We start from the raw sequence: 21,387 nt of genomic DNA on the forward strand, positions 1-21,387 counted from the left end.
GATCAACTTTATAACTGGTTATACTTTGAGTTTGGAGCCCAGTTGAAGCACAGACTATGCATGTACTTGAGGAGTTGTATACAAAACCAGACCGGCAAATCTGAGAATGAAGTTTTACTGACTTCTTTGTTCACTAAAACCTTCCGCCAACAACAACCCGCTCTTTAAACTCCCCTTTCTCCCCGTTTAGCCCAAAAAGCTCGATGTAAAGTATGTAAGTACCGATATTAGCTTTTGTACCATCCTGCCGTAAGCCATCCCACCTGAAAAAGCCCTCTGCCGACAGCAACTCATTACGCACCAACTTTCTTACCTCACGCCCTTGCGCATCAAAAATAGTAATGTTTGCAACATAGCCTGTTTTATCTGTATTGTAGTTGATGGTGGTAAAATCATCAAACCCGTCTGCATCCGGAGAGAAAACCTTCGGCTCTATTTTAAATACCTGCTGTGCCCGTACACCTTCCTGCGACTGGGAATTTCGGTAGCCCGGTGTAGCGAAGACGGTGGTTGCCGCCGAGTGAAAGTTATCTGCCGTAGTTGTCCCTTCCAGCCTTATCCGCTCAAGAGACACACCATTCTTATCATCTAGCAGAGCAAAGTGCATTTTATCAGTATAGCTAAACCTGTCTGCCAACTGGGTATTAGGTTGCAACACAACAACAGTGCCGGCTGCATCAGGGTAAGATGGCAGGCTGGCCATACGCAGGAAAGTTTGCTCACGGGCAGCAGGGTAATTGCTTTTGATATTGTCAGGGTTAGAGGTGAGCACTACATATTGCCCCGGTGCCAGCACATAGTTTGCCGCAGTTATACTTCTGATGTTACTGATGGTGTCGCCGGAGGTATTGGCCAGTTTCCAGTCTTTTAGGTTAATGTACTTGTTGCTGCGGTTTACAAGCTCCACAAAGTCTACTCCGTTTGGCCGTGGGTTAAACAGTATCTCGTTTATCACCACATCTCCGAAAACAGGTGCCGATGGCAGGGCAAAAGTAATACTTAGTGGCTGGCTGCTTAAGTTACCGGAGCAGTCGGGTATACTTTTGGCAATTAAAGTATACAGTTGACGCTCGTGCAAGGGTGCGCCAAGTATAAGTATAACTTCGGTAAACAGTGGCCCCTGCACTTGTATGCTGCTTATGGGTATACCTGGGTTGATGCTGTAATTGGCTATACTTGCTGCCTGTGTGCTATCAAGGCGTTCAGTAAAGCGAAGCAAAACTCTGTCTGGGGCAATGGCAGTAGCATCTGCAATTGCAGGCGGCGTATTGTCTGGGTTAGATGCTGCTACAGAGTTTGCTTGTGCCGGTGTGCCGCCGCGTGGGTTTACAGAAGCTGCCCAGTTTGCGATTCCGGCACAGGGGTTTGTTACATCTATCATCTCCAGGCTCCAGCCCCCATCGCGCTTGCTGGTATTTTTGTACCAGGTGTCTGAGTAGTTTACAGCAACAATGAGCCTGCCATTAGGTTGGCGTAATTGTAGTAGCTCACCAGTGTTGTTCAGGCTTGGGAAATTGCTGATACCGATAACACGCCCATATTGCGAAAAATTGGCTACCTGTGTGTTGGGCACTACTACCGCATACTCGCCGGGTAGTAACTGCACATTAGGGAATGTGGTGGTAGAAGTGGCGTCGGAGTAGCGGATGCCCTGCAGCATAAGCACCTTGTCAGCAGTGGCATTGTAAAGCTCGATATACTCCTGTGCAGGCAGGCCAACTACAGGGTTTTCGTCGGCCATGATCTCGGTGATGAGAAGCTCATTATAACCAGGAAGTACAGGCGGAGGCACAAAATTGAAATTTCGCTCTATCGGGTTAGCAAGTACATTGCCATACAGGTCTTGCAGGTTTGCTATACTTACAGCGTTTGTGCCAATGCTGAAGTTCTGGCTAAACACCAGCCGTACGGTGCCTGCTTCGGTTAGCTCTGCTATAATGGGTTTTATACTTCCGTTTAAAGTATAGTTGGCTGTAGTAGTTGCTTGGGCTGGTTGTAGCGGCTCGTTAAACCGAAGTATAAGTTCCTGGGTGGTAATAGTCTGTAATTCATCCAGCACAGGGGGCTGCGCGTCTGTAATACTGAAATCATCGAAGTAAAAGTTTTTGCTGTTGGCAGAAGTATAACGAACCACCACTCCAAAGTATGCGGAACGTTTGTGCGTGGCATCTGTAGCGGTACCCTGGCTCACAAAGTTCTGCCCCGTGCCGGACACATCTATACGTAGCTCCCACTCATGGTTTATACTTCGCGTTACCCGTACGCGCGCTATATTATTACTGGTACCGATAGTTCCATCCTGCCCGTTAATGATCATTACGGCTGTTTTACCAGCATCTTTTCGGTAAAGGCTAACCTCGTCGGCTGTGTTGCCTATACGCACGAAATAGCCGTTTATGTCTGCTGATTTCAGGTCTTCTTTATCTGAAGTCAGGTAAACATCGGTATAATTTGTAGAAGAGGTTGCCAGTTTCAGATTTGCCCAGAACTCCCAGGTAGTGCCAACTACAGCTTGTGACGGAGTGCTTAAGTGAAGTATAGTACCCGTAACAGCAGGCCCATTGCTTTGCAGCTGGTTTTGGGAGTTAACGATAAAACTACTTTCATCTCCTGCCCAGGTGGGGTTTTGCGTGAAGTTACCGTCGGAGAAGTTTTCCTGGAGTTGAGCGTTCACCCAGAGTGGAAGCAGCAGAAGTATAGTGAGTAAAGTTTGTTTCATGCGCTGAAATTGTGGTAAAAACTTACGTAATTTGCAGCCATGTGAAGTATTGATCAGCTATTGTCTGAGCAAACGGAGACACTCACAGGTTCGAAAAACACTGTGAGGTCAAACACAACGCAACCGCTTTCGTGAATTTTAGAACTTTTACGTGAGCCGGGGGCGTTAGTTAAAGAGTTAGAAAGTTTGAGTGTTTGGGAGTTAGAGAGGTAAGGTTCTTGTAGGGACAGGTCGCGACCTGTCCGAATTATACCCCCTGCAAGTAACAATCAACAACCTACAATCAAGCCATTAAACAATTAAATACATACCTTAAATGAAAGTAGCAGTAGTAGGCGCCACCGGATTGGTAGGCGGCGAAATTTTGAAAGTACTGGCGGAGCGCGACTTCCCGGTTACGGAATTATTGTTGGTTGCTTCTGAGAGATCTGTTGGTAAACAGATGGAGTTTAAGGGTAAACAGATAAAGGTTATCGGAATGCAGGACGCGATTGCGGCTGCCCCGCAAATTGCCATTTTCTCGGCTGGCGGCAGTACCTCTACGGAGTGGGCTCCAAAGTTTGCCGAGGTTGATACTGTTGTAGTAGATAACTCGTCGGCGTGGCGCATGGACCCAACCAAAAAACTGGTAGTGCCGGAGATAAACGCTAAAGAGCTGACTAAAGAAGATAAGATAATTGCCAACCCGAACTGCTCTACCATCCAAATGGTGGTGGCCCTGAACAAGCTGCACGAGGAGCTTAAGGCGAAGCGCATTGTGGTTAGCACTTACCAGTCGGTAACAGGTACTGGTGTGAAAGCGGTGGAGCAGCTCATGAACGAGCGCGCCGGCAAAGAAGGCGAGAAAGCTTACCCATACCCTATTGATCTGAACGTGTTGCCGCACATCGATGTGTTTCAGGACAACGGCTATACCAAAGAGGAGATGAAGATGATCCTCGAAACAAAGAAGATCATGGGCGACGACTCTATCCGTGTTACAGCCACAGCGGTTCGTATACCGGTAATGGGTGGCCACTCGGAGTCTGTTAACGTGGAGTTTGAGAAGGACTTTACACTGGATGAAGTATACCGCATACTTGGTGAAACGGAAGGCGTGAAGGTAGTAGATGACGTAAAAAACCTGCAATACCCGATGCCAAAAGATGCACATGGCAAAGACGAGGTTTTAGTTGGCCGTGTACGCTTAGATGAAACCCAGCCAAGAACTGTAAACATGTGGATTGTGGCGGATAACCTGCGTAAAGGTGCTGCTACCAATGCCGTGCAGATTGCAGAGTATTTGGTGAAGCACAAACTAGTGTAGGTTTTGCGTATCTCGTAGCACGTATCAAGTAGCACGACAAAGTATAAATTGCATTTGCTCTTCCGGACTTCCCAGTCCGGAAGCTATCTGACGGGGACTTCTTAGTCCCCGTTTTTTTATTTATGTCGGGTTAAGCGGATTAGGAAATCAGCAGCAGGTTGGTTTCGGACTTTGAAATCATAAACGGCGAAAATTTTACCAAAAACTTCTACAATGTATTAGAAATAGTATATATTCATGTACTCCTTAAATTTATACTTTAGCAGTCTTTATGAGCGAAATTTTCAAGTACAAGTACGATGACTTATTCAATCCTACGTTACAGGCACTTAATATACTTGGAGGTTCCGGGTCTGTAAGAGAAATAGAGGAACAGGTAAGTGAGATACTAAAGCTTTCTGAAGATGAGATAAATGACATCCATAGGGAAAGCACCACTAAGCTTACCTATAGGTTAGCATGGGCAAGAAATTATTTAAAAAGATATGGACTTATTGAGAACTCTTCTAAAGGAGTATGGGCATTAACTGGGAAAGGGAAAGCTACCCCTTTTGTAGATAAGCAGCAGGTAAAGAAAGCTGTAGTAAAGCTCGATAAAAAAGAACGTCAGGACAATAACAAGCCACCTTCTACAGATATTGAAAACTCCAGCGAAGAGCTTTTAGAGTTTTCATGGCAAGAAGAGCTGCTAGATTCTGTTAAGAAAATTACACCAGATAAATTTGAAAGACTGTGCCAAAGGCTCCTCCGTGAGCTTGGCTTTCTAAATGTAGAAGTCACCCAGCGTTCTAATGATGGCGGAATAGATGGGCAAGGGCTTATAAGGCTTGGCGGTGTACTCTCATTCCATGTGGTTTTTCAAGCAAAAAGGTACCAGGGAAGTGTAGGGTCAAACGTAGTGAGAGACTTTAGAGGTGCAATGATAGGAAGAGCCGACAAAGGCCTTATTCTGACCACTGGTAGTTTCACCAGAGAAGCCAAGAAAGAAGCAAACAGAGATGGCGCACCTCCCATTGATTTAATAGATGGAAATGAGTTTGCTGAAAAGTTAAAAGAGCTAAGGCTAGGCGTAGAAGTTGAATTAGTAGAAAAAGTTAAAATCAAGAAGGAGTGGTTCGCTAATTTTTAGTCATGAGCTCCATTTTAAAAGTTTCTAACAGTAAACAAGTATATTTAAATTTTATAAACAATAATCACTAAAAACAAACTTATGGAATTAGTAACACCCGGAATAGGATTGATATTTTGGCAAACGGTAATATTATCAGGAATCCCTTTATTCTTGATCTCTTGGATAATGATACTGGTTACAAACAGACTCGACGCTACTCATAAAATAGTCTGGTTAATAGGAACGCTGTTTCTGCCTGTTATTGGACCCCTGATCTTTTTTATAAAGTATCCATCTTTCAAAAAACCAGCTGCGCCGTTAACATAGATATCCACATTTTCGCCTCCCTTGTCGTAATTTTAGCGATAGTTAAACACCATGCCCCCACAACCCATCCACACCAACAGGCTTATACTTATACCCTTCACTTTAGAGGCTACCAAAACGCTGATGGCTGGTGACACAAGTATACTTCCAAAACTTGGCCTTCAGCTTACACCCTTCTGGCCCGACCAGGAAGCAATTGACACATTCCCGAAGATCATCAAAAACCTGGAACTGGTAAAGGAGCCTACTGGCTTTGAGTCGTATATGGTGGTGCACCGGGTTAGCATGACTGTGATTGGAGATGTCGGATTTAAAGGTTTGCCCAACGCTGATGGCGAGGTGGATATCGGGTATGCTATTATAGCGCAGGCGCAAAACAGAGGGTATGGCTTAGAAACGGCCCAAGGTCTTATGAACTGGGCATTTCAGCAGCCAGGCGTAAAGGCGATCACAGCAAGGTGTTTGTTAGGTAATGCGCCATCTGCCAGAGTACTCGTAAAACTAGGAATGCAGCAGGTTAGTACCACAGAAGATTTTATCCGCTGGAGAATCTCTAACCCGAATTTACAGCCAAGTATAAGCACGTGATCTGAACATAAAACCAGTTTTTTTACTTTGGTCAGTCTCTGCTCCGGAAAGGTATTTCTATTTCTATACAGTAAATTTTAAAACTTATCAAACACTCCTATTCCTGATAGCCGTTTACATAAGTGTTACAGACATTTTAGTATATGGCAGACTCACACGAAAACCCTTTTCATAAATCTGAACTCACCACCATTTTGGTTGTGGCAGATATGGAGAAATCGAAAGACTTTTATTTAAATAAACTAGGGGCTGAATTATACCGGGAGTACGGCGGCACATCAGTTGTTCTAAAGTTCCTGGGCAACTGGCTTTTGCTGGTAACTTCGGGAGGCCCCTCCGAAGACAAACCCGACGTAAGCTTTGCGCCACCAGAAAACAAAAATCATGTGAGCCACTCGTTCACTATTCGAGTGCAGCACTGCCGCAAATCCTACGAGACTCTCAAAGCTAAAGGCATTGAATTTATAACTCCTCCCAAAGAATGGGGCTCTGAGATCAGGTGCTTTTTCTATGACCCGGACGGGCACTTATTTGAGATCAGCGAAAGTAAATAACTACTTAAGGTTTACGGTACAAAAAAACAGGTTAAACCGGCTTTCATACTTTATTCTGTTTTCTCCGCGCACTCATACTCCATCAGTTCCCGGATATCTTCGGCACAAGCTACAGGTATAAAAGTATACACTTCCTGTTCGCCAATGCAGTACTTAAACGTAGCAAACTCGCTTCGGCTGCTTGGGTAAATCCATCTGTCGTTCTGGCATCCGTAAACAAACAGCGGAAATTCGGTATAGTCATAATCGGTATACGACACTACTTCTTCACCTTTTACAAAAAGCAGGCGCCTGTGATTTGGCTCTATGTCGTCGCCTTCCCATCTAAAGCCAATTACATCACTAATTGCCCATTTATTCTCGTTTGGCTGAAAGTAATATACTTTGTCCCACTCAAAATCTGTCAGTTCTGTAAGTTTTACGGTTTTATACCCCTTTGGCCCGGCTTCGCCTTCTGTTACAGCGGCTTTTAATTCTTGCTCTAAAGAGGTGTTGCTATCAGAGCAGCCGGCTAAGTATAAAATGGCCAATAGGGGAAGTACAAATCGTTTCATGAGAAGTATAAACTGATGTATAAAATAGAACGCTGAAAGTATGGCCTATACTTATACTTTACAGCGTGAGTGTATTAATGGTTAACAAGCAGATGAAACCCGAAGTGTTAGCTTCTATACTTTTCTGTAACCACTTCCTGCTCCTGTGGCCGGCTTCCGAAAACCTTCGCAATCCATTTTGGCAGGAAGAAAGAGCCCAGTATAAGGTAGGGGTAATAAGTAATCAGGCGATAAAGCACCACTACAATATTACTGAAGCTACCCAGGAACAGGCCAAAGAAACTCGGGAACGCCATCTCTACAATACCAGCTCCGCCAGGTGTTATGGCAATCAGCATCACGATCCAGAATATCAGGTTGCGGGAAATGATAAGGGCGTGCTCACCAAGTGTAACATCTGTAAAGGCCGCGATAAGGCAGTTCAGCAGGAAGTAGCGTGCGCTCCACACAAAAATAGTAGAGATAATGGCCCTGGCCCAGTAGTTAAAATCCTTGCCTTTAAGCTGTTCCGATGCCCACATGATTTCGTTGCCGTGCTGAAACGCATTTACGCGCCACTTACGCATAAACCCAATAGATGTAACCCTGATCAGCAGCCATTTAAATGCTCTTGGCCTTACAAACAAGGCATAGATCATGATAAAAGTATAAACCGCTATGAGGCCATAGCTTACATAAAAAGCAGATTTAAGCTTGGCAATATCGGATGGGTCGAGGTTAAAGGTCGGGAATACTTCGCCTTGCGTTAGCAGTAGCGCAATGGGGGCCGCCACAATAAAGAACATGTTATCGAGCACAGCCGTCAGCATCACATAAGCCAGCGACTTGCCCAGCGGTATACCTTCTTTGTTAAGTATGATCGTGGCTACTGTGGTACCACCTACTACAGAAGGCGTTACGGCAGAGGCAAACTCCCAGAGCATGATCACGTCGAGGCTGTTGCGCCAGGTAAGGAACTTATCTGTAAGCGAGCGAATGCGGTACATATAGCCCAGGTCGCGGATAACAAGCACGGCAAGCGCTGCAACAAGCCACCACACATTGGCCTCCACGATACCCTTCAACTCTCCTACCTTATCATCCTTGATAAAAAGCCATGCCGTTGCCGCCAAACCCAGCAAAACCGGGATAAGTATTTTAACAGGGCTAAAGCTTTTAAGTATCGTCTTCTTGTTCTGGTCCATGTAGGGCTGATAGTGTCTGCCGGTATCTGTGCTGTTAGCAGGCAAAATGCTTTGGTAGTTCAGCTAAACTTTTGGCAAGTTAGTAAATTTAATAGCTTACAGGATTATTCTACCAGCAGTTGCGTTACCTGGTTGGCTTTGTCTGCTGTATTAATGATGATAAAGTCGTTGAAGCCATCTCCTACTTCAATGTCGATAAGGTTCAGCTGCAGCATGTCCAGAATAGCCAGGAAATTGAAGATCATACCTATCTTGTCCGGAAACTCGGCTATTATCTGCGAAAAGGCCACATTTTTACGCTGCATTACCATGTTCATGATCACTTCGCGCTGCTGTTCTATAGTATAAGGATACTGGATGATGGTGTGCTTCGGCCTGTTCTGCTCTTCTTCAAAGCGTAGCATCGCCTTGTCGAACACCCGCATCAGTTTGTAAAGGCTAAGGTCCTGCAGTTCATATTCAAAGTGGTTGGCGTTGGCGATCTGCTGCAGTTCCTCGTTTATGTTGCCGCGGTTTTCCTGGGCAAGGCGCATATCCTCCATCTCGGAAAGTACAGGCGTGGCGGTTTTATACTTTTTATACTCCAGCAGGTGTTGTACCAGTTCCTGGCGAGGGTCAATCTCGTTGCCTTCTTCGTCTTTTTCGGTGCGTGGCAGCAGCATTTTGGCCTTAATGCGCATTAACGTGGCAGCCGTAAGTATAAAATCGCTGGCTATCTCTATGTTTAGCTGCTCCAACTGGCGTATGTAGCCCACAAACTCATTCGTGATCTGGAAGATTGGAATGTCATGTATGTCCAGCTCATCGCGCTCAATAAAGAATAGCAACAGGTCGAAAGGACCTTCAAACAAGGGTAATCTGATTTCGAAACTCACGTATTCTGCCTTTTAGTAAGCGCTTGCTGCAGCGCCGGTTACAAAAATAAACATTTCCGGCGTATTACCGCCATTTCTCTCTCCTCAACCTAAACCTTTGCTGGCTGGTTCATAACTAGTTGCAGCTATTAAAAGTATAACCCAAGATGTACTGTTTATTTACAGCAAAAAAAGTTACAAAGTATAACTATAAGCATTTAATTCCAATTATATAGTATTTGCGCTATAATTAGGCAGACAGTTTTGCGATAGCTAAATGCACTTAAAGTAGGTGGCCGTATTTTTAATTTTATTAACTTTACGAGTTCGCTAAAAGGGTACAATTTGTGCTTTGTAAACTTTCGCTGAAATATTTTGTTAGAGGTCTATAAAGACAATTCTATGATCATTAAACCCGGAGAGTTGCTAGCCTCCATCAACACACCTGCCGACCTGCGCAAGCTCAAGCCAGAGCAATTGCTACAGGTATCGCAGGAGTTGAGGCAGTACATCATTGATGTTGTTTCGATACATGGCGGGCATTTTGGTGCCAGCCTTGGCGTAGTGGAGCTTACAACGGCATTACATTATGTTTTCAATACACCTTACGACCAATTGGTGTGGGACGTAGGCCACCAGGCATACGGACATAAGATTTTAACTGGCCGTCGTGAGGTTTTTCATACAAACCGCAAATATGGCGGCATCTCCGGTTTCCCTAAAAGAAAAGAAAGCGAATACGATACATTTGGCGTAGGCCACTCCAGCACGTCTATCTCGGCGGCTTTGGGTATGGCTGTGGCCTCAAAGTACAAAGGCGAGGACAACCGACAGCACATTGCTGTTATCGGCGACGGTGCTATGACAGGCGGTATGGCCTTTGAGGCCCTGAACCACGCCGGTGTAGCCAACGCTAATTTATTGGTGGTGCTTAATGATAACTGCATGAGCATCGACCCGAATGTGGGCGCGCTTAAAGAATATTTAACTGACATTACCACCTCCCGCACTTATAACAAAGTGCGCGACGAGATCTGGAACGTGCTGGGCAAAATCAGCAAGTTTGGCCCGAATGCACAACAGATAGCCTCTAAAGTAGAGAGTGGCATTAAGGCTACTTTACTAAAGCAGAGCAATTTGTTCGAAGGCCTTAAATTCCGTTACTTCGGCCCTATTGACGGCCACGACGTGAACCACCTGGCATCGGTAATGGAAGACCTGAAGCACATACCGGGTCCGAAGATATTGCACGTGCTAACTACTAAAGGCAAAGGCTACGCACTGGCCGAAAAAGACCAGACCAAATGGCACGCACCAGGCCTATTCGATAAGATTACAGGCGAAATCTATAAAACACACCACGACAAGCCACAGCCTCCGAAGTACCAGGATGTTTTTGGCCACACGATGGTGGAGCTGGCAGAGCAGAACCCTAAAATTATGGGTGTAACGCCTGCCATGCCATCCGGTTGCTCGCTTAATATTATGATGAAGGCCATGCCAGATCGCGCTTTTGACGTGGGCATTGCCGAGCAGCATGCGGTTACGTTCTCAGCTGGTTTAGCTACACAAGGCTTAGTGCCTTTCTGTAATATCTACAGTACCTTTATGCAGCGTGGCTACGACCAGGTGCTGCACGATGTGGCCCTACAGAACCTGAACGTGGTTTTCTGCCTCGATAGAGCCGGTTTCGCCGGTGCCGACGGTCCAACACACCATGGTGCTTACGACATAGCTTACATGCGATGCATCCCAAACATGGTGGTAGCCGCCCCTATGAACGAGCAGGAACTGCGTAACATGATGTACACTGCCTCGCAGGAGGACATGGGTCCATTCACAATCCGTTACCCACGCGGCGAAGGTGTTATGCCAAATTGGAAAACTCCATTGGAGTTGCAGCAGGTAGGCAAAGGCCGTACGATACAGGAAGGCGAAGAAGTGGCCATACTCACCTTCGGACACATTGGTAACTATGCTGTTGATGTTTGCAAAAAACTTGCTTACGATGGCATTACCCCAGGCCACTACGACATGCGCTACTGCAAGCCATTGGATGCTGAACTGCTACACCACATATTCTCAAAGTATGACAAGGTGATTACTATAGAAGACGGCTGCCTGCAAGGCGGCTTTGGTAGTGCTGTACTGGAGTTTATGGTGGATAACGGCTATACTTCGCAGGTAAAGCGCCTGGGTATTCCGGACAAGATATTTGAGCACGGCTCGCAGATGGAGTTGCACCGCGAAGCAGGCTTTGCCCCGGAAGATATTGAACGTACGGTACGTGAAATGATCGGGGTCGCGGTTTCTTAGACAGAGGGTTATTTGACAAAGGACAAAAGACTTGAGCCCTGCAGTTTTAAGAAGCTGCAGGGCTTTTTTTGTTTATACTTCGTAGGGACAGGTCGGGACCTGTCCGCGCGACAACCTCACCGATGAGACAAGAAATTATACTTTGCGATATAACTTCCAAAGTATAAATTTATACCAACACAATTATCTGTGTACAGTTTGGCAACGATTGCTCATGCACGATTCGGACAGGTCGCGACCTGTCCCTACGAAGTAATCACAAGCGAACAATACAACAAAAGTTAAATCCTAACTAATTTTATACTTTTGAAGGTTATCCTGTCCATCTAATAATCCTGCAAATCCTGATCTATGACAAAAACACATACTCACCCCACCGACACACTTGTTTTCCTGCACGGCTTCTGCGAGAGCACCAAAGTATGGGAGACATTTACAAAACCGCTGGAGCATAAATTCAGAATCATACTTCTAGACCTGCCTGGCTTTGGCGAGAACACACAGAGTGTGCACGAATACAGCATGGAAAGTATGGCGGACGATGTGAAGCGCCAGTTAGATGAGCAAGGTGTAAAAAAATGCATCCTGATAGGCCACTCCATGGGTGGGTATGTAAGTATGGCTTTTGCCGAGAAGTATGAGAAAATGCTTAACGGGCTTTGCCTCTTCCACTCCTCTGCCCTACCCGACACCGACGAGAAAAAAGAAAACCGCAACAAGACCATCGAGTTTGTGGAGAAGCATGGCGTAGCTAAGTTTATGCAGTCGTTTGTAAAGCCTTTGTTCTATGCTGATAACCGTAAAAAACTGCGTAAAGAAATTGATTTGATGGTGGAGATAGGCAAGAACACACCCAAAGAAAGTATAACCAGCGGCCTGGCTGCCATGCGCGACAGACCCGACAGAACTGATGTCCTAAAAAATGTAAAGTGTCCGGTGCTATTTATATTCGGTAAAAAAGACGGAGCCGTTCCGCTTGATAAAGCCCTGGAGCAATGCCACCTGCCTAACAATAGTATGGTAAACTTTTTGGGTAAAACCGGGCACATGGGTATGTTTGAGCGCACCTACGAAACCCGCAAAGCCATTGAGAAATTCGCCGAGACGATTTATGGGTAAATTTAATGGCTGATTTTTAATTGTTGGTTGTTGTCTGAATCAAGATTTTCAGGATCAGAAAAGATAAACAGGATTCACTCATTTACTCATTCAAAAGTCACAACTCTTTAATGACTCCTTCCCGCATACTTCCTGTTATTGTTTTTTCGCAGTTTGCGGGCACCTCGCTTTGGTTTGCCGGTAATGCGGTACTGCCGGAACTGCAGAAGTCGCTGCAACTGCAGGAGGGTGCGCTGAGCTTGCTTACATCGGCAGTACAATTCGGATTTATACTTGGTACACTTTGCTTTGCCATACTTTCACTGGCTGATAGGGTGTCTCCAAGGTTGCTATTCCTGATTTGTGCTTTGCTTGGGGCTGCTGCAAATGTTATGGTTTTGTTTGCTGCTACAAGTATAACCGGCGTGCTTATACTTCGTGCGGCTACAGGCTTTTTACTGGCTGGCATATACCCGGTGGGCATGAAGATAGCTGCCAGTTGGTATAGCGGCAAACTAGGGAAAGCCATTGGCTACTTAGTAGGTGCTTTGGTTCTGGGCACGGCATTTCCGCATTTACTTCGTGGCTTGGGAGCTACATTACCCTGGCAGGCTATGCTGCTGGCAGTAAGTATACTTGCCGCTATTGGGGGCATACTTATGTACCTGCTTGTGCCGGATGGCCCACACTTGACCAAAGGCGCTAAGTTTGATGCCCGCAATATGCTAAAGGTGTTTCAGGTACGAGACTTTAGGGCTGCTGCTTTCGGATACTTTGGCCACATGTGGGAGCTTTATACCTTGTGGGCCTTTACGCCATTTATACTTACCTATACTTTACCAGAGCTTTCTGCCAGCCAGGTGTCGCTATATAGTTTTGCCGTAATTGCCGCCGGGGCAGTAGGTTGTATTGGCGGCGGATATTTATCACAGTACCGGGGAAGTGCTAAAGTAGCTTTTGTGCAGTTGCTGCTGTCCGGTTTGTGCTGCGTGGCTTCGGTGTTCATACTTCAGGAGCCATACTTCATCGTGCCGTTTCTGATGTTTTGGGGTGTAGTAGTGGCCGGAGACTCACCGCAGTTCTCTGCATTGTCTGCCAGAACAGCGCCTGCTCATCTAGTTGGCACAGCGCTTACTGTTGTTACCAGTATAGGCTTTGCCATTACTATTGTAAGCATACAGTTTACAGGCTGGTTACTGCAAAACATGCCGCCGGCCCATACTTTTGTGTGGCTGGCTGTTGGGCCATTGCTGGGGCTACTGGCACTACGCAGATTGGTAAGGGCATAAAAAACGACAGCCTGCTGTTACACAGGCTGCCGCAAAAAATCGAAACGTAATATGCTATACTTAAGATTGCAGTTATGGTTGCTACTCTGCTTCCATTTCCATCACAGAACCATCTGCTGCTCTTAAATGCATTTTGTCATCTGTGAGCTTGGTTACTTCAAAGTTTTCTGTCATATCCTGGCCTTCGAACTGAAGGCTAAGGCGCTTGGCTGTCTGGTCGTAGGTCCAGGTGCCGGTTTGCAAAGAGCCGCCGCCGCCCAGGGCAAAACGTCCGTCAGAATAAAACTGCATGGTCTCCTGTTTTTCGTCCTTGGTTAGCTTATCCTTATCACCGGCCGCGTTCATCTCTTTATCCGCTTTCCATGTTTTACTGCTGGCACCCGATATCATACTTTCAGTACCAACCTCGTCATTTCCCCCGCAACTCCACAGCAACATAACCAGCAGCATCATTATCAGTTTGGTCCAGGCTGAGCGGATGTTAAATTTTTTCGCATTCATAGTTTTAAAGTTTTGGTTCAATTCATAAACAGCCCATTTCAGGAGCTGATGAGTTAACTTACGGCCTTGCACCACTTGCCGTTACGGAATTTAACGTCACAACTAAGTATTTAATCTGGCGTATTTTAGGTATGTGGCTTTGGGTGTATAGTAGCCATACTATTGAAAACAGATTTTAAAATATTGAGATATGGGACTAAGAGATTTTTTTAAAAAAGGAAAAGAAGAACCTGCCAAGCAGCAACCCGGAACTCCGGGCCAGCCGGGCGAAGGTCATGGGTTCTTTAACAAAAGCGACATGAACAAAATCACAGATCCTACTGCAAACCAGGATGTGTATACGGTACAGTCAGGCGACTCGCTTTCCAAGATCGCGAAAAAGCACTACGGAAACGCTAACGCCTGGACCAAAATATATAATGCTAACAAAGAAAAAATAGGCGATAACCCTGACCTGATACGTCCGGGACAGCGCTTTGTGATACCGCGCGACTAAAACTCGTGTGCGTAAAAAGTAAATAGCCGGCTCCTGAACAGGGGCCGGCTATTTTATTATACTTTTAAGCCAGGGCAACAAATAAAAAGGCCTGCCAAGCACAATGCTCAGTAGGCCTTTCAAATCAATAAGTATACTTCTAAAAACTAGAAGCGCTCGTCAGCAGAGAAAAAGAAGTCGCCTTCGATCTGCGCGTTCTCGTCAGAGTCAGAACCATGTACGGCGTTAGACTCGATAGACTTAGCGTATTTTTTACGGATAGTGCCTTCTGCAGCCTGCTCCGGGTTAGTAGCGCCAATAAGCGTACGGAAATCCTCTACAGCGTTGTCCTTCTCTAGGATCATTGCCACGATCGGGCCTTTAGACATATACTTTACAAGGTCGTTGTAGAAAGGACGCTCTTTATGCACCTCGTAAAACTTACCGGCACGCTCCTCAGACAATCTTGTTTTTTTCATTGCCACAATACGGAAGCCGCCTTCCTCGATCATTTTAGTAATGCCGCCAATGTGGTTATCAGCCACGGCATCAGGCTTAATCATGGTGAATGTGATGTTTCCGGCCATATCTTTTTAATGGTTTGGTTTATATATCTTGATTTTGGTTTGCAAAAGTAGGAGATTTCGGGCAATATCAGGCATACTTTTAAGATATACTTCCTAACTCTTTTCTTAGCATCACAGTTTTTAAATGTTGTTAAAATATGGCTTCACAGCGCATATAATTGCTTTAGAACTATTTTATTCAGAAATTCGCGCCTTATATCCTTATTAATCAGAGGATTTAAATCTATAGTATGCACAATATCAACGCTCTGAAAGAGTTACTGCAAGAGCCTAAAGAAGTGATGATTACCACGCATCACAAACCTGACGCCGACGCGCTGGGATCTTCGCTGGGACTGGCAGGCTACCTGAAGAAAAAAGGGCACCGCGTAACAGTTATCACACCCTCGGATTATCCTTCGTTCCTGAACTGGATGGAAGGCAACGACGACGTGATTGTGTACTCTCAGAAAAACGATGCTTTAGTACAGCGCATCATAAACGAGTCGCAGGTTATCTTCTGCCTTGATTTTAATAACCTGTCGCGCATAAACGAGATGGGCGAGTATATCCGTCATGCCAAAGGCACCAAGGTACTGGTAGACCACCACCTGCAACCCGAAGACTTTGCCGACCTGGATTATGCAAACACATCCGCCGCCGCAACCGCCGAGATCGTGTACGACATGATCAAGGCACTAGGCGACGGCGACCTGATAGATTCGGGAATAGGTGAAGCCCTTTATGCCGGTATTATGACAGACACAGGCTCTTTCAGGCACCCGAGCACTTCTAAAAATGTGCACCTAATTATAGCAGACCTGTTGCAGATTGGTGTGCGCACATCTGATGTACACCGCCTTATTTACGACAGCTCCTCGGAACTGCGCCTGCGTTTCCTGGGTTATGCCCTGAAGGATAAACTGGTAGTGCTTAACGAGTACAGAACGGCGTATATCTCCATCACTGCAGACGAGCTAAAGGCATATGACTCTAAAACAGGCGACACGGAAGGCCTTGTAAACTATGCGCTATCTATTGAGGGCATTGTTTTTGCAGCCCTCATCATCGATCGTAAAGAAGCCGTAAAGATGTCGTTCCGATCGGTAGGCAGTTTCTCGGCCAATGAGTTTGCCCGCGCCCACTTTAACGGCGGAGGGCATAAAAATGCCGCAGGCGGCATGTCCATGGACACATTGGAGGCTACTGTTGCCAAATTTGAAAGCCTGCTGCCTCAATATAAAGAGCAATTGCTGCAGGCTACAGAAAATAATTAGAATTTTATCTCAACTTATAACCAATGCTATCTAAAACTAAATTTTTGCTGCCTGTATTGGCTGGCGCACTCCTGTTGCAGTCTTGCGACAAAAAAGATGAGTTTTATACTACGGCTGATGGCCTGACCTATAAAATCTACGAGAAAAACGATAAAGGCGAGTACGAAAACAAAGGAAAGGTATCTGCAGATGATACAACCGGCGCCAAAGTTGGCCAGGTGGTAACGATGCAGATGTCTTACAAAAACGCAGAAGACTCTGTGCTTTTCGACTCACGTACGCAAAACCAGCCTATCATGATACCAGTGATGGAGCCAACATTTAAAGGCAGCCTGGAGCACGCCCTTATGATGATGTCTGCCGGCGACAGCGGTGTATTTAAAGTAAATGCCGATTCGCTTTTCGCTAAAACATTTAACCAGCCGCTTCCTCCGTTCATTAAGCCAGGTTCTCAGTTAACGTTCTTCATCAAGGCCGAAAAAATACAGTCAAGAGATGAAGCGATTGCTGACCAGCAGAAGATGTTTGAAGAGCAGATGAAAGAAGCTGCTGTTCGTGCCGAGAAGCAAGTTAAAGTAGACGATCAGAAAATTCAGGAGTATATCAAAAACCAGAATATGGCCGGTCTGCAGAAAACTGAGTCTGGCGTATACTATAAAGTAAATACTCCCGGCAAAGGCCCACAGGCAGCTGCCGGCGATCAGGTGTCTGTACATTACAAGCTTTCTTCTTTAGATGGCAAAGAAATGGAGTCGTCTTACAACAACCCGATGACTGGCGGCGAGCCGTTTACGTTTACATTAGGCCAGGGCCAGGTTATACGTGGCTGGGATGAGGCTATCCAGAAACTAAACGAAGGCAGCAAAGCCACGCTTATTGTACCTTCTCCGCTGGCTTACGGCGAGCAGGACCGTGGACCGGAAATGCCAGCTAACTCTATACTTCGTTTTGATATAGAGCTGGTAAAAGTTAACAAGCAGTAACCTTTTATACTTTATTATTATGAAAATGCAAACCCTAATCCAATGGGCAACCAAAGGCAGCATTTCGCTTAAGGTATTCCTTTTTGTGCTGGTGGCTGCATCTTTCTCAGCCTGCGGCGGTGATGACGTTAACCCTTATGTTTTTGACGTGGAGGGGCAGAAGAAGATTGACGAGCAAATTATTCGTCAGTATTTCCGCGATAACAACGTGGATACCACACAAGTAATTAAAACAGAGTCGGGGCTTTACTTGCTTAATGTTAAACCTAGCTCAGGTGCCGAGATTAAAACTCGCAATCTGGTAGAGGCGCATTATATAGGTAAACTTACCAATGGCTTCAAGTTTGACTCTTCATATGACAGAGGCAAACCGCATACCTTTGTAGTTGATGAAAAAGGAACACAGTTAAGTGTTATTCAGGGTTGGAATGAAGGTGTAAAGCTGATGAAAGTAGGTGAGGAAGCCCGATTATTTATTCCTTCCCATTTGGGATATGGACCCTACGGACAGGGCAGCATTCCTCCTAACTCCGTACTTATTTTCGATATTGAAGTATTGAGAATTAAGTAAGGGTACCACACATAAAACAGAAAGGGCGCTAAAGTATAGCGCCCTTTCTGTTTTTAAGAAGTATAGCTTTACTCAGAAAGCACCTCCGAAAGTATGGCCAATGATTTTATCTCGCCCAGTTTGTCTACATGCAATTGGTAGTATCGGATAAGTATAGATAGCAGTTCGCGCCTTACCCTGCCATTCGGCACATGGGCACCATCAGAAAGATTTAACAGCTGGTTAAAAAGCTCTTCGTGCGCTTGTATAGCCAACACCGATGGAGCTGCTGTAGCACTTTGTGCATTGCTCGAGAAAGCCACCTGCTCTACAATCTCAGCACCAGAACTGGGGCCAAACCCTAAATGGTGGCTTAGTTGCAGCAAAAACACCAAATGAAAGTTCTCGAAATGCTCCTGCTGTTCATCAAAAAAAATAATAGACTGGTACAAAAAATTAAACAACTGTTGGTTTTCTTCTTCTTCTTTTATCGTTTTGGATACAACCTCAGACAGAAACAACAGAATGCTGCTCTTTAAAATATCGAACGGAATGCTGCTGAAGGGGTAGGCGCTCTTATACTCTGAAATTCTGGTAAGCCCACCCTTATGCGAAGTATAAACCACCATATCGAGCAGGGTAAATGGCTGGAACAATGCAATACGGGAACCACTGCCTTTTTTGCGAACTCCATTTATAATATAGGACTGCACTCCCAACTGCTCGGTGTATACTCTGGCGATTATGGAAGACTCGCGGTACTTGATATGGTTAAGTACGATACCCCTTGTTTTTACTAGCATTTAATCCAGTACGGCTATTTTACTGATACAGGTTTGGGAGCCATCGTCGCTGGAACTCATAACCAGGTATACGCCGGCCTTTACACGTTTTCCGTTATAATCGCGGACATCCCAGGCCAGTGTGCCGCCGGTTGCCCTGGTTTTGTAAACAAGTGTGCCAGCGACATCCGTTATGCGGATATTGGCATTGTTAGGCAACCCAGATACCCCAACCAGACCAGTATAGTTTTTATGAACAGGATTCGGGAACACCGTAGCGCAATCTGTTTTTTCTTCGGTAACGGTTGCTTCTCCCCTGTATGAGGCTACTCCGGCATCAGTGGCAATAAACACCTCCCCTGTTGTATGCTCTACCGCCACCGATACTACTTTATTTGATGGCAACGGACTGTTTGATGAATTAAAGTGGCGGATAAGCTTGTCTCCTTCCGGGTTAAAAAGCCAAAGGCCGTTATCGGTGCCCATCCATTTACGGTTAGCCCCGTCCACTGCAATAGACCTCACTAACTGGCCATCCAACAGAGGCCTTCTATCCACAATCGGAATGCGGGCATCATAGCTTTGCTCTGTAAAAACAAGCGATGGGTTATAGTATATCCCAACGCCATTGGCAGTACCAACCCAAACATCGCCATTCAAATCTTTTACTATCGTATACACATCCCCGTTGGGCAATCCACCACTTCCATTCCCTATCGATAGCTGGCGCACCTTGTTCTTTTCATCATCAAACACAACCAGGCCACTTATCCTGTTTGCTCTTCGCGCTATAGACAGCCACTTCTGCCCATAGTCATCAATCAGAATCTGATCCAGGTTACTGCCATCAGCTACACCTGGCAGCACAAAAGACTTCCAGGTGCCATCCGGCTTAAGCATATGCAGGCCCGGAGATCCTGCAAACTGATTCCTGTTTACAACCCACACATTGCCTTCTGTGTCTACAGACAGGCTGGTAATCCGAACGTAACTTATTTTTTCTGTCGTTGACAAGGCACTCATTAACGGACTGTTCCGGCCATCATATCTTTTAATTTGATTAATGCTCTCCCACTCTATTAAGCCACTGCCATAACTGGCAAAATATGTTTTGTTAGTTACCGGATTAACAACAACAGAAACAAAGTCCTGGAAATTAAGCTGGTCATTACTGTTGGGATAAAGCTGCCTGTTAAAACTTTCCCAATTTCCATTTTCATATACATAAAATCCGTCTCCCAACCCTGACTCCAAATAGGCTGAACTATAGCCCCCGCTTACAACATACATTTTACCGCCATAAGCATATACTTTAAAGCTGTTAGAGCTATAAGGGCCGTTTGGTGTAAAGGCGGCTGCCTCTGTACTACTTTGGTCTATGCGCACCAACCCGGATTGCCTATCTGCAACCCAAATAGTACCGTTTGTTTCTACTTCCGCTTCTCTGGCGTTTTTAAGCAACTGGTGTGTATAAGTTCTTACTGACCTGTCTTTAGCCACAACAGTAACCGCAGTAGGAGTAGTTATACTAAGATATTTATCAGTAGCGGTAAAAGATGAAACGATGCCATTAACAACTACAGAAGAGGGTGCCCACGATCCATTTTGCAAAGTATAAACTCCGCCAGTGGCCATACTTAAGTATAGCTTGGTATCAAAAACAGAAAGTTTAGATGCACTTGTACCAGGTGCAGGCAGTCCGGCATTTACACTGGACCAGTTATGGTAGTCCTGCAGGTTTGTATTACTGTACTTAGATGCCAGTACCCCCAGGTTAGTGGCCAGGTAAATACTGTCTCTTAAAACTGCTGCTGCACGCACTGTTACAGATTCGCCGTTCGGCCCCAGGTTACGGTAACTGTCACGCACCTCATGCTTTACCAGGTCCAGCACCACCACACCAAATGTACTCGATATAAAAGCCAGCTTGTTATGAATGCTCACATCAATAATTCTCTTCTCACCAGATATAGGTTTGCGAAGTATATCACTGATGTTAATGATCTTGCCTTTCTGGACAAGGTCGATATTGCTATTGCTGTAGGCTATTACAAGTGTGCTGGTTTCTTTATCAAAAACGATTGTGCTGATCTGCTGCTCGCTTAAGCCATCTATTTTAGAGATGGTCTGTGTTGAGTTGAATTCCTTATCGTAGTAATATAGGCCCTGCTCTGCGGCAACGTATACTTTATCATCGGTTACGGCAATAGCTTTACTCTGGTGGTATGGTACATGCAGCCGCCAGCCGCCAAGAGCCAGGCTACTTTGCCCATAGCTCTGCCCGTAGCCTGCTAAAAGCAAAAGGCTAAACAAAAGTTTAAGAACCTTACTATATGGCTTGCGCTGACTCATA

At 45.5% G+C, this 21,387-nt stretch carries 19 protein-coding genes; 11 read left to right on the top strand and 8 right to left on the bottom strand.

The genetic code is table 11. The features are described 5' to 3' along the window. Window positions 1–133: 133 nt before the first annotated feature. The gene (locus tag K0O23_RS02040) at window positions 134–2,719 is read right to left on the bottom strand and encodes a lamin tail domain-containing protein (protein WP_219875706.1); all 2,586 of its coding nucleotides are present in this window, start codon (window positions 2,717–2,719) and stop codon (window positions 134–136) included. Between the two features lie 316 nt (window positions 2,720–3,035). Between K0O23_RS02040 and K0O23_RS02045 the strand changes: the two genes are divergently transcribed. The 4 genes from K0O23_RS02045 to K0O23_RS02065 all read left to right on the top strand — a co-directional run bounded on the left by K0O23_RS02045 (window position 3,036) and on the right by K0O23_RS02065 (window position 6,605). Next, complete coding sequence (locus K0O23_RS02045; RefSeq protein ID WP_219875707.1) at window positions 3,036–4,025, top strand: aspartate-semialdehyde dehydrogenase; 990 nt, start codon at window positions 3,036–3,038, stop codon at window positions 4,023–4,025. A gap of 271 nt (window positions 4,026–4,296) precedes the next feature. Then, complete coding sequence (locus K0O23_RS02050; RefSeq protein WP_219875708.1) at window positions 4,297–5,154, top strand: restriction endonuclease; 858 nt, start codon at window positions 4,297–4,299, stop codon at window positions 5,152–5,154. Window positions 5,155–5,514: 360 nt separating this feature from the next. After that, window positions 5,515–6,051 carry a GNAT family N-acetyltransferase gene (locus K0O23_RS02060; protein ID WP_219875710.1) on the top strand — a complete coding sequence of 179 codons (537 nt, stop codon included), beginning with the start codon at window positions 5,515–5,517 and terminating at the stop codon, window positions 6,049–6,051. A 143-nt stretch (window positions 6,052–6,194) separates the two neighbouring features. After that, window positions 6,195–6,605: a VOC family protein gene (locus K0O23_RS02065; RefSeq protein WP_219875711.1), complete on the top strand. Its 411-nt coding sequence runs from the start codon at window positions 6,195–6,197 to the stop codon at window positions 6,603–6,605. A 50-nt stretch (window positions 6,606–6,655) separates the two neighbouring features. On the opposite strand, the gene K0O23_RS02070 is transcribed toward K0O23_RS02065, so the two are convergent. The 3 genes from K0O23_RS02070 to K0O23_RS02080 form a co-directional block, all read right to left on the bottom strand. Further along, window positions 6,656–7,159 carry a membrane lipoprotein lipid attachment site-containing protein gene (locus K0O23_RS02070; protein WP_219875712.1) on the bottom strand — a complete coding sequence of 168 codons (504 nt, stop codon included), beginning with the start codon at window positions 7,157–7,159 and terminating at the stop codon, window positions 6,656–6,658. A gap of 107 nt (window positions 7,160–7,266) precedes the next feature. Then, window positions 7,267–8,388 (bottom strand): lysylphosphatidylglycerol synthase transmembrane domain-containing protein, encoded by a 1,122-nt coding sequence (locus tag K0O23_RS02075; RefSeq protein ID WP_317195619.1) that lies wholly within the window; start codon window positions 8,386–8,388, stop codon window positions 7,267–7,269. A 59-nt stretch (window positions 8,389–8,447) separates the two neighbouring features. Beyond that, window positions 8,448–9,218: a segregation and condensation protein A gene (locus tag K0O23_RS02080; RefSeq protein ID WP_317195621.1), complete on the bottom strand. Its 771-nt coding sequence runs from the start codon at window positions 9,216–9,218 to the stop codon at window positions 8,448–8,450. 381 nt (window positions 9,219–9,599) lie between these two features. On the opposite strand from K0O23_RS02080, the gene dxs reads away from it, so the two are divergent. From dxs to K0O23_RS02095, 3 genes are all read left to right on the top strand, one after another. After that, entirely contained in the window at window positions 9,600–11,513 is a 1,914-nt protein-coding gene (gene dxs / locus K0O23_RS02085; protein WP_219875713.1) for a 1-deoxy-D-xylulose-5-phosphate synthase, read from the top strand. A 351-nt stretch (window positions 11,514–11,864) separates the two neighbouring features. Continuing rightward, window positions 11,865–12,632 (top strand): alpha/beta fold hydrolase, encoded by a 768-nt coding sequence (locus K0O23_RS02090; RefSeq protein WP_219875714.1) that lies wholly within the window; start codon window positions 11,865–11,867, stop codon window positions 12,630–12,632. 110 nt (window positions 12,633–12,742) lie between these two features. Then, complete coding sequence (locus tag K0O23_RS02095; protein WP_219875715.1) at window positions 12,743–13,900, top strand: MFS transporter; 1,158 nt, start codon at window positions 12,743–12,745, stop codon at window positions 13,898–13,900. 81 nt (window positions 13,901–13,981) lie between these two features. Here K0O23_RS02095 and K0O23_RS02100 read toward each other — a convergent pair whose 3' ends face one another. Continuing rightward, window positions 13,982–14,401 carry a lipocalin family protein gene (locus K0O23_RS02100; protein ID WP_219875716.1) on the bottom strand — a complete coding sequence of 140 codons (420 nt, stop codon included), beginning with the start codon at window positions 14,399–14,401 and terminating at the stop codon, window positions 13,982–13,984. Window positions 14,402–14,591: 190 nt separating this feature from the next. Between K0O23_RS02100 and K0O23_RS02105 the strand changes: the two genes are divergently transcribed. After that, a complete protein-coding gene (locus K0O23_RS02105; RefSeq protein WP_219875717.1) occupies window positions 14,592–14,897 on the top strand; it encodes a LysM peptidoglycan-binding domain-containing protein in 306 nt (101 codons plus the stop codon). Between the two features lie 146 nt (window positions 14,898–15,043). On the opposite strand, the gene K0O23_RS02110 is transcribed toward K0O23_RS02105, so the two are convergent. After that, the gene (locus K0O23_RS02110) at window positions 15,044–15,463 is read right to left on the bottom strand and encodes a nucleoside-diphosphate kinase (RefSeq protein ID WP_187066851.1); all 420 of its coding nucleotides are present in this window, start codon (window positions 15,461–15,463) and stop codon (window positions 15,044–15,046) included. 230 nt (window positions 15,464–15,693) lie between these two features. Here K0O23_RS02110 and K0O23_RS02115 point away from each other — a divergent pair, with 230 nt between their 5' ends. From K0O23_RS02115 to K0O23_RS02125, 3 genes are read left to right on the top strand one after another with little or no spacing between them, the layout of a single operon-like run. Continuing rightward, entirely contained in the window at window positions 15,694–16,719 is a 1,026-nt protein-coding gene (locus K0O23_RS02115) for a DHH family phosphoesterase (protein ID WP_219875718.1), read from the top strand. 23 nt (window positions 16,720–16,742) lie between these two features. Beyond that, window positions 16,743–17,702 carry an FKBP-type peptidyl-prolyl cis-trans isomerase gene (locus tag K0O23_RS02120; RefSeq protein ID WP_219875719.1) on the top strand — a complete coding sequence of 320 codons (960 nt, stop codon included), beginning with the start codon at window positions 16,743–16,745 and terminating at the stop codon, window positions 17,700–17,702. A gap of 19 nt (window positions 17,703–17,721) precedes the next feature. Next, a complete protein-coding gene (locus K0O23_RS02125; RefSeq protein ID WP_246596871.1) occupies window positions 17,722–18,273 on the top strand; it encodes an FKBP-type peptidyl-prolyl cis-trans isomerase in 552 nt (183 codons plus the stop codon). A gap of 68 nt (window positions 18,274–18,341) precedes the next feature. On the opposite strand, the gene recO is transcribed toward K0O23_RS02125, so the two are convergent. Both recO and porZ read right to left on the bottom strand, forming a co-directional pair. After that, a complete protein-coding gene (gene recO / locus K0O23_RS02130) occupies window positions 18,342–19,055 on the bottom strand; it encodes a DNA repair protein RecO (RefSeq protein ID WP_219875720.1) in 714 nt (237 codons plus the stop codon). Then, the gene (gene porZ, locus K0O23_RS02135) at window positions 19,056–21,386 is read right to left on the bottom strand and encodes a type IX secretion system anionic LPS delivery protein PorZ (RefSeq protein ID WP_219875721.1); all 2,331 of its coding nucleotides are present in this window, start codon (window positions 21,384–21,386) and stop codon (window positions 19,056–19,058) included. Window position 21,387: the final 1 nt, after the last annotated feature.

Source organism: Pontibacter aydingkolensis (assembly GCF_019443125.1).
Taxonomy (GTDB): Bacteria; Bacteroidota; Bacteroidia; order Cytophagales; family Hymenobacteraceae; genus Pontibacter; species Pontibacter aydingkolensis.

Bases quoted from the DNA above. Each gene is read 5' to 3' on its own strand.
- K0O23_RS02120 (WP_219875719.1), top strand. From the start codon at position 16,743: ATGCTATCTAAAACTAAATTTTTGCTGCCTGTATTGGCTGGCGCACTC.
- K0O23_RS02065 (WP_219875711.1), top strand. From the start codon at position 6,195: ATGGCAGACTCACACGAAAACCCTTTTCATAAATCTGAACTCACCACC.
- K0O23_RS02060 (WP_219875710.1), top strand. From the start codon at position 5,515: ATGCCCCCACAACCCATCCACACCAACAGGCTTATACTTATACCCTTC.
- K0O23_RS02110 (WP_187066851.1), bottom strand. From the start codon at position 15,463: ATGGCCGGAAACATCACATTCACCATGATTAAGCCTGATGCCGTGGCT.
- K0O23_RS02090 (WP_219875714.1), top strand. From the start codon at position 11,865: ATGACAAAAACACATACTCACCCCACCGACACACTTGTTTTCCTGCAC.
- porZ (WP_219875721.1), bottom strand. From the start codon at position 21,386: ATGAGTCAGCGCAAGCCATATAGTAAGGTTCTTAAACTTTTGTTTAGC.
- recO (WP_219875720.1), bottom strand. From the start codon at position 19,055: ATGCTAGTAAAAACAAGGGGTATCGTACTTAACCATATCAAGTACCGC.
- K0O23_RS02045 (WP_219875707.1), top strand. From the start codon at position 3,036: ATGAAAGTAGCAGTAGTAGGCGCCACCGGATTGGTAGGCGGCGAAATT.
- K0O23_RS02100 (WP_219875716.1), bottom strand. From the start codon at position 14,401: ATGAATGCGAAAAAATTTAACATCCGCTCAGCCTGGACCAAACTGATA.
- K0O23_RS02115 (WP_219875718.1), top strand. From the start codon at position 15,694: ATGCACAATATCAACGCTCTGAAAGAGTTACTGCAAGAGCCTAAAGAA.
- K0O23_RS02040 (WP_219875706.1), bottom strand. From the start codon at position 2,719: ATGAAACAAACTTTACTCACTATACTTCTGCTGCTTCCACTCTGGGTG.
- dxs (WP_219875713.1), top strand. From the start codon at position 9,600: ATGATCATTAAACCCGGAGAGTTGCTAGCCTCCATCAACACACCTGCC.
- K0O23_RS02105 (WP_219875717.1), top strand. From the start codon at position 14,592: ATGGGACTAAGAGATTTTTTTAAAAAAGGAAAAGAAGAACCTGCCAAG.
- K0O23_RS02095 (WP_219875715.1), top strand. From the start codon at position 12,743: ATGACTCCTTCCCGCATACTTCCTGTTATTGTTTTTTCGCAGTTTGCG.
- K0O23_RS02070 (WP_219875712.1), bottom strand. From the start codon at position 7,159: ATGAAACGATTTGTACTTCCCCTATTGGCCATTTTATACTTAGCCGGC.
- K0O23_RS02050 (WP_219875708.1), top strand. From the start codon at position 4,297: ATGAGCGAAATTTTCAAGTACAAGTACGATGACTTATTCAATCCTACG.
- K0O23_RS02125 (WP_246596871.1), top strand. From the start codon at position 17,722: ATGAAAATGCAAACCCTAATCCAATGGGCAACCAAAGGCAGCATTTCG.